The sequence below is a fragment of the Candidatus Nitrospira nitrificans genome, from assembly GCF_001458775.1.
Lineage (GTDB): Bacteria > Nitrospirota > Nitrospiria > Nitrospirales > Nitrospiraceae > Nitrospira_D > Nitrospira_D nitrificans.
This window is the reverse complement of sequence record NZ_CZPZ01000008.1, coordinates 82,330-93,948: the sequence shown is the minus strand read 5'-3', so window position 1 is coordinate 93,948 and position 11,619 is coordinate 82,330. Positions and strand designations below refer to the sequence as shown.

General features: G+C 56.5%; 14 protein-coding genes. 2 read left to right on the top strand and 12 right to left on the bottom strand.

Features of this window, described 5'->3' with window-relative positions; all coding sequences use genetic code 11:
- Positions 1–290: 290 nt before the first annotated feature.
- The 5 genes from COMA2_RS06465 to COMA2_RS06435 form a co-directional block, all read right to left on the bottom strand.
- Positions 291–1,778, bottom strand: a complete 1,488-nt coding sequence (locus COMA2_RS06465) for a DUF4403 family protein (protein ID WP_090895698.1) — start codon at positions 1,776–1,778, stop codon at positions 291–293.
- A 167-nt stretch (positions 1,779–1,945) separates the two neighbouring features.
- Complete coding sequence (locus tag COMA2_RS06460) at positions 1,946–2,248, bottom strand: cupin domain-containing protein (protein ID WP_090895696.1); 303 nt, start codon at positions 2,246–2,248, stop codon at positions 1,946–1,948.
- A gap of 105 nt (positions 2,249–2,353) precedes the next feature.
- Positions 2,354–2,872: a type II toxin-antitoxin system prevent-host-death family antitoxin gene (locus COMA2_RS20705; protein WP_245630901.1), complete on the bottom strand. Its 519-nt coding sequence runs from the start codon at positions 2,870–2,872 to the stop codon at positions 2,354–2,356.
- 464 nt (positions 2,873–3,336) lie between these two features.
- Positions 3,337–3,756, bottom strand: a complete 420-nt coding sequence (locus tag COMA2_RS06440) for a putative toxin-antitoxin system toxin component, PIN family (protein WP_090895692.1) — start codon at positions 3,754–3,756, stop codon at positions 3,337–3,339.
- Positions 3,753–4,040 carry a type II toxin-antitoxin system Phd/YefM family antitoxin gene (locus tag COMA2_RS06435; protein ID WP_090895689.1) on the bottom strand — a complete coding sequence of 96 codons (288 nt, stop codon included), beginning with the start codon at positions 4,038–4,040 and terminating at the stop codon, positions 3,753–3,755. The genes COMA2_RS06440 and COMA2_RS06435 overlap by 4 nt, the downstream gene beginning before the upstream one ends.
- Positions 4,041–4,121: 81 nt before the next feature.
- On the opposite strand from COMA2_RS06435, the gene COMA2_RS06430 reads away from it, so the two are divergent.
- Positions 4,122–4,358, top strand: coding sequence for a hypothetical protein (locus tag COMA2_RS06430; protein ID WP_090895687.1), 237 nt, complete (start codon positions 4,122–4,124; stop codon positions 4,356–4,358).
- Here COMA2_RS06430 and COMA2_RS06425 read toward each other — a convergent pair.
- The 7 genes from COMA2_RS06425 to tmk all read right to left on the bottom strand — a co-directional run bounded on the left by COMA2_RS06425 (position 4,334) and on the right by tmk (position 10,687).
- Complete coding sequence (locus tag COMA2_RS06425; RefSeq protein WP_090895685.1) at positions 4,334–4,708, bottom strand: HI0074 family nucleotidyltransferase substrate-binding subunit; 375 nt, start codon at positions 4,706–4,708, stop codon at positions 4,334–4,336. The genes COMA2_RS06430 and COMA2_RS06425 overlap by 25 nt on opposite strands.
- A complete protein-coding gene (locus COMA2_RS21270; protein WP_175304431.1) occupies positions 4,705–5,013 on the bottom strand; it encodes a nucleotidyltransferase domain-containing protein in 309 nt (102 codons plus the stop codon). Before COMA2_RS21270 ends, COMA2_RS06425 begins: the two co-directional genes overlap by 4 nt.
- A gap of 92 nt (positions 5,014–5,105) precedes the next feature.
- Complete coding sequence (locus COMA2_RS06415) at positions 5,106–6,044, bottom strand: cation diffusion facilitator family transporter (RefSeq protein WP_090895682.1); 939 nt, start codon at positions 6,042–6,044, stop codon at positions 5,106–5,108.
- A 75-nt stretch (positions 6,045–6,119) separates the two neighbouring features.
- Positions 6,120–6,977, bottom strand: coding sequence for a hypothetical protein (locus COMA2_RS06410; protein ID WP_090895680.1), 858 nt, complete (start codon positions 6,975–6,977; stop codon positions 6,120–6,122).
- Complete coding sequence (gene metG / locus COMA2_RS06405) at positions 6,974–8,944, bottom strand: methionine--tRNA ligase (protein ID WP_090895678.1); 1,971 nt, start codon at positions 8,942–8,944, stop codon at positions 6,974–6,976. Before metG ends, COMA2_RS06410 begins: the two co-directional genes overlap by 4 nt.
- 36 nt (positions 8,945–8,980) lie before the next feature.
- Complete coding sequence (gene holB / locus COMA2_RS06400; protein ID WP_090895677.1) at positions 8,981–10,009, bottom strand: DNA polymerase III subunit delta'; 1,029 nt, start codon at positions 10,007–10,009, stop codon at positions 8,981–8,983.
- 3 nt (positions 10,010–10,012) lie between these two features.
- A complete protein-coding gene (tmk, locus tag COMA2_RS06395; RefSeq protein WP_090895675.1) occupies positions 10,013–10,687 on the bottom strand; it encodes a dTMP kinase in 675 nt (224 codons plus the stop codon).
- Positions 10,688–10,889: 202 nt separating this feature from the next.
- On the opposite strand from tmk, the gene COMA2_RS06390 reads away from it, so the two are divergent.
- A complete protein-coding gene (locus tag COMA2_RS06390; RefSeq protein ID WP_090895673.1) occupies positions 10,890–11,558 on the top strand; it encodes a DUF502 domain-containing protein in 669 nt (222 codons plus the stop codon).
- Positions 11,559–11,619 lie beyond the last annotated feature (61 nt).

The following is an 11,619-nucleotide window of genomic DNA, read 5'->3' as shown; positions in this document are numbered from 1 at the left end:
AAATGCTCTCCGTGATGGCGTCGAATGAAACAGCCGAAGAGAACTCTGTGCGTTGTCGCAGCCGGCCCAGGATAATGTGTGGGCTCGTACGATGATCCGCTTAACTCAGCTCGGAGGACTTACAGGTCATCGCTGACGCTCTTCTTATCTTCGGCATGTGCTGCGCCTCATGGCGACTGAACGGTTCCACAAGGCGATTGTGGTTTGTTCGGCGCGGCGAGTGCTAACGTCGTGATCGTGGATTAAGAAAGGCCGGCTACCGGATTGCCTTTTGGCGGTGATAACGGGAATCACGGCCTGCCGTCGACCTTCAGATTGAGCGATCCGTCGCTCATCATTCGAACGTACAGCGCATTCACGTCGGCGAACACCCCGATACCTTGCACCGACTCTACCTTTCCCTGTAGGGAGAGCGTCTGACTGACAGTTCGATTCAGCGCCGTTCGAAGCAGGTCTCGCATGCGATCGCTTGCCGGAGAGACGCCGAGCACGGCCTCGCTCATGACGAGTTCTCTGAGCGAAGAGCGGGCAAGCCAATCGGGGCCGCTTTTCTCCAGGAGCTGTTCGGAGTCGTGGTCCAAGCGGAGGCCGCCGATCTGGATGGATTGTGTCAACGTGTTCATTTCAGGTTTCCCCACGAAATACAGGTGGCCGATCGCATCTCCCCCAAACCCAATCCGCAGAACCACTTGATTGCCGCCACGGCCCAAAATTGCCGCATCAGTGATGACAATGAAGTCTCCCTTCACGGCGACCCGCTTTCCCTTCAACCGCGACGCAAGTGATTGGGACAGCGAGGGATAGTCCAGCGGCAAGTCAGCGACGACGTGGAATCCGGGAGAAGCCGGTTGTATATCGAGTTGGGGAAGCGCGGTGGCGGCCGCAGGTGGCTCGGAACCGAAGACGATCACAGGTGTGGCAATGATGTGCAGAGTGTCGTGAAGACTCTGTCTCGCGATCGAGAACTCATCGTGTTTGATCTTTTCGATGTTGAAGTGGAGCCACGAGTTCGGCTCCAATCGGATGGGGGTACGCAACCCGTTCCATACTTCTTCCACTTGAGGGCGAACCGTGTTCGCATTAAGACGCGCAACCGCGTGATGGAGGCCTCCTCGTACGGTGTCCGTCAATCTGTTCCTGAGGTCTTGGGGAAGGTCGGTCGTGGTGATGCGAGAGGTACACGTATCAACGGTGTTGACTGCGACATCAGCGACGGACGCGGACAGACCGTAGTTCGGAGTCATGCCGATTGCAACACCACCATGCAACGTCGTTTTTCGCAGCCGCTCCTGGCCGGCGCCGCAGTCGGCTGGTGCCTTGACGGCGGGAGTGGGCGCATGCGCGCCGAGGTGAGAACGAAGTTCAGCGGTGAGGGGGAGATGAGTCCCCGGAAGGTCGATTCCCTTCCACCAATCGCGGAGCGCGACACCTTGGTCCTGGCTCATGGGCTGGTAGGAGTCGGAACGTTCGGTCGTAAAATCATCCCGCTCTATATAATACTTGTGTTCAAGGCCTTTCGAGTGCTTGATGGGATTGCCTGATTGATCGAACGCTTTGGGAATGACGCTCTCATCGTTGACGGTAGCCAGAAACGGCGCGAGGTTCATCTGGACAGGAAAGCTGATGGCGGACTCTATGGCGGGCGCGAGGGGGGGCTGGGTCGGCGGCAGCAGCGTCGGTGCCGGTGGGCGAATGACATACTGCTTGGCGAAACAACCCGTCAAGGACAGCAATAAGGACACGACGACGAGAGAGTTGCGTATGGATTTGGGAAACATCTGTTTTCCCCCTTTAGAGAGTCACAGGTAGTGAGTTCAGGTAGTGAAGAAGCGAGCGTAGGATACCAGAAATGTATGATTGTTTGTCAGGCCGAAATTAGAGGTGCGCCGGTCAAGATTCGCAGCAGAATCAACCCGGCAAGAGATACTTCGTAACCCTTTCTCCCCTAATCATACCCATACAACCAACGGGTCGTGAAAGAGGAGACATTCTTGACGGAATGGCGGACTCCTTGAGGAATAAACACTTCGTCGCCCGGCTCCGCGATGATCTCTTCTCCGTCGATGATGAGCCTGAGCCTCCCATCCATCACGGTCACCAGCTCGTTCGTCATATGGACGAAATCATTCCACTCTCTGCCGGGTGGATCGGTAAACATATCGCAGGCGTAGCCGCGCCGGCGCCAGTCGTGGGCGACCAGATCACGGTCGAGGGGAACCGCAAATTTCTGGCGGGTGAGGTAGGACATGAAGTCAAGTACGGTGTTTGATCTCTTTTCGGCCGCCTCGTGCACTCATCAATCGAGCATTGATCATTATACCGAGGTGAGTGCGGAAAGACTGTTTTCGCTGGCTCACCGATACACTTCTTTCCGATCGCCGGTCTTCACGACAAGCACGATCAGTTCTTTATCTTGAATCGTGTAAATGACCCGGTAGCTGCCGTCTCGGATAGGGTAAAGATTGCTTTCTCCCGCGAGTTTCGTAAGGCCCTGGGGACACGGATTACATTGGAGGGTTTTTAGGCGCGTGATGATTCGCTTTTGAGTCGCTTGGGCGGACGCTTTGAGCTGACGCTCGGCAGGGGGAGCCAGAAGGATCGAGTAGGCCATGGAAACCCAGAAACCGAAATCCTTAAGAATCACGTCGAGCGGCCTTGCTCCTTTCTTTTTCGTTTCGGCGAGTGCTGCCCAGGCATCGGTGAGATCGATCCGATCCTCTAACTCTTCCAAGAGGCGCAAGTCGTCAATCGGTACCACGGCGGCAATTTCTTTCCCGCGCCACCGCACGACGACCCGTTCCTTTCCATACCCCGCGCGATTGATCGTATCTGCAAAACCTTGTCGTGCCTTACTCGCGGCAAGATGTGCCATTGGTTTCTCCTTCGAAATGTCGCACATGTATTCCTGACGAGTGCGCCGCTTCCGTGTGCGTTTTTTGTTTCAACATGATTCACACTGATGATTCTTTGGATGCTAGTAGTTGCGCGACCTTCAGGTGTAAGGACGGTAAGTCTCGAAGCCAAGTAGTGACCGAAGCATTGCGGTATGAACTGCTTCGGCGAAAACGCCGTCACGCCACGGATGTTGTGTAGTAGCTGAAAAACGCAGTGCTACGTTGAGCGGGAAAGAGATTGTGCAGGCCGTGAGGCGGGATCGTGCGAGAACTGAGTTGCAAAGACCATGAATGCTTAACGACGGTGCGCGAAGGTTGTGTTTCGGGGTGATGGCCGGTCAGCTTTCGAAGGTCGCAGTGGATGTCGTCCGGATCGCGGCATTCGGTTTCCAGTGGAATGGTCATATGCTTAACGCCGAAGTTCATTTCTCTATGCCGGCTTCTATCTTGTCTTTTGTCCATCACGGTAGCGATCGAGAAATTCCCGAGGCGAAAGCACGGCTATCCCTTGACGTTTGCCAAATGGAAAATGTTTGGCATTTCCTGTAATCAGGCAGTCGGCCTTTCCAGCGAGAGCAGTTTCTAGAAAGGGTTCATCGGTGGGATCAGGAAGTCTGGTTGGCAATGGATGCCCTGCGACGCTCAATCCCTCTGCTTTTATCTGGTCGAGCAATGCCTGAACGTGCCCGGGATGAAATCTGAACCTTGGTCTGGCAAGAACCTCGTCATACTCTGTGAGTATTCTGGCATCGTAGCACACACGTAAAGTACCCGTGGCGATCATTCTGATAATTTCACCGGGTGGTCCAAACGGAGACAGTAGCCCTGCAATAAGCACATTCGTGTCGACCACTACGTTCACCGGCGGTGAGTCTTTCGAGTTGCTCTGATCTCGGCGGCGATTTCTCTCAAAGGAATTTTGTCCGTCCCGAATTGGATGGACTGCCGTTGCATCTTCTCCACAGCAGCTACGGCTCTCGCGCGTCTGACGGCTGTCAGTGACTCTTCAAGGGTATCTTCCGAGACGGCGGAGAGAATAGCGATCGGCTTGCCGTTTGATGTGAGAATGACCTCTCGTTCACGAGCGAGCTTGGTCCATACTTGCCCAGAACGACCGCGCAAGTCCCGTACGGTGATGAATTTCATGGTTGGCTCCTATATGTGAGTGACAATAGGGTACCGCATTGAAAGCCGACCGTCAAACGATTGGTCCTGGATCTTTTCACGATGATCTTTCTTGAAGATCAGATCGGCGATGGACTATTTGGGATGATACGTCGTTCCATGGATGCGTTAGCAAGCCAAAGCTGCGTGGCGGCCTTGACTGAATGGTCAATGCTGATGCGCGAAGGTCTATGTTTCGTGGTGATGGCCGGTCATGTATTTGATGCCGAAGTCTATGGCAATCCGGTTTTGAATCAACTACGGCAACTCAATCCCTATGTCTGTGCGCCTCGTAGGTAGGTGTTCAATGCCAGCAGCAGCGGCAGATGCGCAGGAAGTCGGCGATACACATCTTTGGCGAGCGTTTCGTCATAGGTGTGGGCGGTGCGGTTCCGATCTTCAAGCATGGCCAGCCATCCGGCTTCGTCGTTGATCCAGCTGTTCTTGTAAGCCAGCTTGAGGCAGCCTTTTGGAGATTGGCAGTCGAGTCCTTCCGTCCGTGCTCGTTCTTGAATCACTTTCCAGGCCAACTCGAAGCAAAACTCAAACCGTTGAATGGCGGCGTCTCGTGTGAGATCGGTTGCGGGAGCGTTGAGGGCTTCGCTGAACCGTGTAATGGCTGTGGCGAAGCTGTCGAGTCTTGTGGTCATAAGCGAATTCCATGACGAAGAATTTCTTGCTGGAATCGCTTGCCGACGGTGTGCAGATCAACGAGGTCGATTTCGTGCAGTGTTGCCATATCCTCTATTCCGATACGGAGTTCAGCGAGTCGTTCAGGGGGAAATTTCGCACATCCGGAAACGGCGATATCAATGTCGGCATGGGAGTGAGCCATACCTTTCGGCCACGAACCGAACCAAATGACCTCAATGTCAGAGCCCAGCACGCATCGAGCAAGTGTGGCGACCTCTCGAGCGATTTGTCGGGGTCGGGCGAGAAACTCTTCAGAAATCATAGGCTCAGTGTATCGGTTCTGGTGATGATGTCAACTGGGTTCACCGGCGCGTCGAATGAAACGGGATGTGACGTTTAGAAGAAGTGGGACGGTCAATGATGATGCGCGAAGGTCTGTGGTTCGTGGTGGTGTCCGGTCAGCTTCCGAAGATCACAGTGGATGTCGTCGGGATCGCAGCATTCGGTTTCCAATTGAATGGTCATGTGTTTGATGCCGAAGTCCGTCGTGATCCGGTTCTGGATCAACTGCAGTAACTCCAAAGGGATTCGATGAGGATCGATCATCACGTGGCTGGTCAACATGATCAGCCGAGGTTCGACGGCCCAGATGTGAAGATCGTGCACGTTCGTGACGCCGGGGACGGCCTCCATAGTCGCGGCCACCTGAGACGCGCTGATGCCGGGGGGGGTTGATTCCAGCAGCACCTCCATCGATTCTTTAAAGATCGGCCAAGCTCCTCGGAGAATGACTCCGACGATCAGGAGACTCACGAGCGGATCGAGGACGGTCCATCCTGTCAGGAGAATGGCGCCGCCGCTCACAATCACGCCGAGCGAGACCCAGGCGTCTCCTAACATGTGCCAGAATGCGCTCCGAATGTTCAGGTCGTCTTTCGCCCCATGCTGGAGCAACAGGGCGATGCCGAGATTGGCCAGGAAGCTGACGGCCGCGACGGCCATCACCCATCCCCCATCGACGGGAACCGGTTGCAGGAGTCGCTTCACGCCGACCAGGGCGATGCCGAATGCGGTCAGCAGAAGGATGAAACTATTGAGAAATGCCGCGATGATGCCGGCTCGATGGTAGCCGAAGGTCCGGCTCTCGGAGGCTGGACGCGCGGTAAGGAGATGGGCATAGAGGGCCAGGAAAAGCGACCCTTGATCGACCAGGTTGTGGCCTGCGTCGCTCATGAGTCCGATGCTGTTGAGGAGCCAGCCGCCGACGAACTCAGCCGAGATGATCACGGCATTGATGGCCAATGACAGGCGGAGCCGTGATCGAAGATGCGCGTATGAGGCGAGCGTCGTCATGAATGACAGTTTCGCACGGGAAAGACGACGCGGCAAGTCTTGCCCCAGGTTTGTATGAAGGAGTTGGTCGCTGAACTAGCGGACGGGTTTCGGCGGGAGGCGCTCGCTTAGCACTGGATAGGTGGCCTGATCCATTCCTGAATTGCCGGTCGAAAGATCAGTCGCAATGACCCGCAGCCTGATTCCGTCGGGGACCTCCTTCGACGGCGGCACAAAGAACGGCGCTTCAAACGTGCGGCTTCCTTCGTCGTAAAACAATTGCAGCTGCTCAATGATTCGGTCTCCGATCAAGACCTCTCCATAAATACGGATCTTCCGCGAATCCCAATCTCCATGGGGGCGGACCAAGGAGCCTGACAGGGTTCGAATGGAGGCGCGGAGTTTGACGTCGTCCTTCGCGATGAGCGCCTCGCGTGGCGTGGGTCGTTCGATTTGCACCAGGTAGCCGGAGAGGTGCAGAACGATGCCGTCGTGCGTCAGGTCCTGCCCAGGAATGAGGAGAAGAGTCTTGCTGGTCTTCTGTAAGGCAGCGGGATAAGCGAGTGGCCCTTCCGCGGAGATTTCCACTAACGTCGGTTTCTGCAGTTCCAACGTCGTGGTGAAGGTTGCGGAAGGGCGAGAACTGTAGATCGGCTCTTCCATCAGGTGGGGAGTGCGCATGATCTGATTCTGGTCGCCGGCCTCGCCTTGCTGCAGGCCGGTCGCCAGAATGTGGCCGCTCGCGACATCGGTAATCGTCACGCGCGCTCCCCCGACTTCGCGACCCAACACCATCGCTCCATGGGCGACGACGCGGACCAGCACCGTCGTCGGTTGCGGTCCGTTGAGGGGCGACTCAGGACGTGTCTGGCCTTGAGCCGGAGGCGTTTCGCAAGGGAGCAGGATAAGCAAGAAAATCAGTGCAAACGGGAGAAGGGGAAACCGCCGCGTCATTTCACCTTGGTGCCGGGATCGACTTCTTCCTGAACGGTGATCAGCCCTCGCACGTCGGCATCGCCAGCCGCGAGGACCATGCCCTGCGATTCAATACCCATCAGCTTGGCCGGCTTCAAGTTGGCCACGATCACGATGGTTTTGCCGACCAGCGCGTCCGGCTCGTACTTCTTCCCGATGCCGGCCACGATTTGGCGCTGTTCCGCGCCAAGGGAGACTTGGAGCTTGATCAGCTTTTCCGATTTCGGCACGCGCTCGGCGGAGAGCACCTTCGCCGCTTTGAGCTGGATCTTCATGAATTCGTCGATGGTGATCTGCGGAGAGGCCGGAGGCGCCGGCGTGCTCGTGGGTGTCGGTGCCGCGGGGGGTGGTTGTGAAGGGACGGATGATTCGGTCACGGGTCTTGCTCCTGGTTTTGATTCGATGCGCGGGAACAGCGACGGTCCTTTATGGATGAGAGTGCCGGGCTTGAGGCCGCCCCATTCGATCTTGTTTCTCAGCAAAGAACTTGTGAATGCAGCCGGGATGCCAAGCTGAGCGCGGATCAACTCCGCACTCGTTGGGATCACAGAATACGTGGCCAGGCTCAGGCAGCGAAGCGTCTCCGCCATCGTGTAGAGGACCGTTCTCAATTGTTCCGCGTCGCTTTCATGCTTGGCCAATGTCCAAGGCGCAGTCTTGTCGACATACCGGTTGGCAAGTTGGACGACATGCCAAATGGCCTCCAAGGCTCGATTGAACTCTAATTGCTCCAGATGGTCCGACAGCGCTTCGTTCAAGAGTGTCACGGCGGCTTGCTGCAGTGTTCGCTCAGCCGTTCCGATCGCTCCGGGAGCCGGCACCGTCCCTCCTTGCGTCCGCTCGATGAGGGTGAGCGTGCGGCTCAACAGATTGCCGAGGCCATTGGCTAGATCGCTGTTGACCCGCGTCACCATGGCCGACCGGGAAAAATCACCATCTTGCCCAAACGGCACCTCGCGCAGCAAGAAATAGCGAAACGCATCCGCGCCGAAATGTTCGACCATCTGGTTCGGGTCGACGACGTTGCCGCGGCTCTTCGACATCTTTTCGCCGTCGACGGTCCACCAGCCATGGGCGAAGATGGTCTCGGGCAATGGAAGGTTCAATGCCATGAGCATCGTGGACCAGTAGACGGCATGTGTCGTCAAGATATCCTTCCCGACGAGGTGGACAGTGGCCGGCCAGAATCGATGGCCGGCCGGTTTTTCGCGAGGGAGATATTCCAACGCGGACATGTAATTGACCAGGGCATCGAACCAGACATAGGTGACATAGTTGTCATCGAACGGCAGTTCGATTCCCCACGACAGCCGTGACTTGGGCCGCGAGATCGAGAGGTCGCCGAGCTTCTGGGTTTGTAAAAATCCGAGGACTTCATTGCGTCGCGACTCCGGGCGAATGAAACCCGGATGCGTCTTGATGTGCTCGATCAAGCGGTCCTGATATTGCCCCATCTTGAAGAAGTAGTTGTGCTCGCTGAGCTGTTCGACGGGGCGCTTGCAGTCCGGACAGAGCCCGGACTCCACATCTTTCTCGGTCCAGAACCGTTCATCGAACGTGCAATACCATCCCGTGTATGAATCCTTGTAAATCAGCTGCTTGTCGTAGAGCTGTTGAAGATATCGCCGGACGATGGATGCGTGCTCGGGATCCGTCGTTCTGATGAAGGCGTTATTCGAGATGTTCAGTTTGTTCCAGAGTTGCTCGAATTGCGGCGCGAGTTTGTCGCAGTGGGCTTGCGGGGCGATGCCGGCCTTGGCGGCCGCCTGTTGCACTTTCTGGCCATGTTCATCGAGACCGGTGAGGAAAAACACCTCGCGTCCGCGCAGCCGCCAATAGCGCGCCAGCACGTCCGCCGCGACGGTGGTATAGGCATGACCGATATGCGGGACGTCGTTGACGTAGTAAATCGGAGTGGTGATGTAAAACGTGGTATCCGTTGCCATAACGAAGGCAAGATATCAGGTTGGCGCGGCTTTTGGCTAGGTCGCGGCTCCGGCGGGGACAAGCCCGAGCGCTTCGCGCAGGCGAAGCAGAATGGTTTCCAGCGCCATCTGCACGTTGAGGTGCCGCGTGGCTTGCTGCTCGGTTCGCTCGATGTCGTTCAACAGAGTCAGCAGAGCATCGATGTCCGCCCGCTGGGCGTAGCGTCGCAGGTCGTCGAGTTGGCCGAAGTGAAGGATTTGATCCGGATCTCCCTCCACGATGACGATGATCAGATCACGAATCCATCGCGTCAGCCATGCCAGCGTTTCTTCTCCACGGTCCGTCTTCGCCAAGCTTTCCGCTGCCGAGAGGATCGTCGCGCTTGACGTCAAACCTTCCGGCTTCACCAATGCCAAGCATTCCTGTTGTCGCGCGCGAACGTCCGCCACATTCACCGTGAGGGCTTCTCCGATGCGGCCATCGGCGAAGACCGCCAGGAAGCGGGCATCGGCAGGAGGAAGTTCCCGCTTGAGGATCAATGCCGCCTCAACTTGCGTGCGGGCAGGCGTGGTGAAACGGAGCGCTTGGCAGCGTGATCGAATGGTGATGGGAAGCGCATGGAGCCGGCTGGTCACGAGGATAAAGAGACTATCACCGGGAGGCTCCTCTAAGGTCTTGAGGAGCGCGTTGGCTGCGCCGATCGTCAAGCGGTCCGCGTCGTCGATCAGGCAAATCTTTCGTTCCCCGATGAGTGGGCGATAGACGAACTGTTGTTCGATCTCCCGTACTTGCTCGATTTTGATTTGCGGCGTCGAGGCTTTCGGATCCGGCTCGATGACGAAGTAATCCGGGTGCGTTCGAGCGGCTATTTGCAGGCAAGATCGGCACCGGCCGCAGCTGTCCTGCGCCTCTGTCTGAGAGGGTTGCTCGCAGTCGAGGGCTTGGGCCAGCCTCACGGCGGTCATCAACTTGCCGATGTTGGTTTCGCCGTGGAACAGATACGCATGGGCCAAGCGTCCATTGCCCAAGGCCGCCTGAAGGAGGGAGATGGGTTGCTCGTGGCCTGTGATATCGGCGAAAGGCATGGATTATCGGCGTCTCGATGTCCGTGTGCGATAAGTCTTGAGCCAGTTCATGACCAGTTTTTCCACGGTTTGCGCCACAGACTCCAGAGATTGAGTGGAATCGATGACCATGATGCGTCGCGGTTCTCGTCGTGCCAACGCCTGAAATCCCGCGCGGATTTTCCTGTGAAATCGTTCGGCTTCTCGATCGAGTCGATTTTGAGGGGCGGCGTGGCCGCGGCGGCGACCAAGTCCGACGGCGACGGGGACGTCGAAGAGCAACGTGAGCTGGGGAGCCAACTTTCCGGTCGCCCAGTCGTTCATCGTGCGTAACACTCGGAGATCCAATCCCCGTCCATATCCTTGATAGGCCATCGTCGAGTCTGAAAATCGATCGCAGACGACGGTCTTGCCTTGCGCGAGCGCGGGTTTGATGACGTGATCGACATGCTGGCGTCTCGCAGCCAGAATGAGGCAGGCTTCCGTTTCGGGGGCGATGGTTTCCGCCGACTGGTCGAGCAGGATGCTTCGCAGACGTTCAGCGAGAAGCGTCCCTCCCGGTTCTCTGGTGCGCAACACGTCCAGGCCTTGCGTGGTCAGCCGCTCACACAGCCTTCGAGCATGTGTCGTTTTTCCGCTTCCTTCACCGCCTTCCAGCGTGATGAAGATGCCCGTCGATTTTTTGGATGTTCTACTCATCGGCGATTTTCATCAGCAGTCGCAATCGGGGAGCGATCCTATGTCAGGTCGAAGCGAATAGCAAGAGCGGTACCTTTTATGAATTGTTCCAGTCAAGTCACATAACCTGTTGAAATTTACAATAAAATACTTGCGGGGTTTGTCCGGAACTCTGTAAGATGAACCACTGAATATTCTCCCTGTGATTGGGTGCCGGTGATTCATGCTCAAGACCGCGCTAAGACGGTATTTTCTGACGGGACTCTTGCTGGTCACTCCTATCTGGGGCACCATTCTTGTCCTGAAGACCCTGTTTGTCGCGGTGGACGGCATCTTAGGCGATGCCGTCGCGGAATTGGTGCCGGATCACTACATCCCTGGCCTCGGGATCGTAACACTGATCCTGCTCATCTTTTTAGTCGGATTGTTCGCGGCGAACTTCATCGGGCGTCAGATCGTGGGTCACTGGGAGGATTGGCTCAACCGGCTTCCTCTTGTCCGGGGGATATATTCCACATTGAAATCGATGATGGATATTCTGTCGTTTTCGGAGCGAGGGTCCTATCGGCGTGTGGTCTTGATTCAATTCCCGAAGAACGGCCATTATTGTTTTGCATTCGTGACCGGCATGACGAAAGGCGAAACCACGGCATTGGGCCAGGAGGCGTTGATTCATGTCTACGTGCCCACCTCGCCCAACCCGACGTCGGGCTATTTTCTCTTAGTGCCGGAACGGGAAGTGATCTCTGTTGATATCAGTATTGAAGAAGCGATGAAACTGATCGTATCGGGCGGTCTCTATACGCCGTCCGGCGCCATGGCATCAGCGCTGAAGGGGGAGTCGAAGTGGAACCAGGTCAAACAGCCGGATGCCGGTGTGCCGATCGGATAGATAGGGTGTCTGATACGCAATGGCGACCTTCTCATTTTCGGAGTCCTCGATGAAACAATCA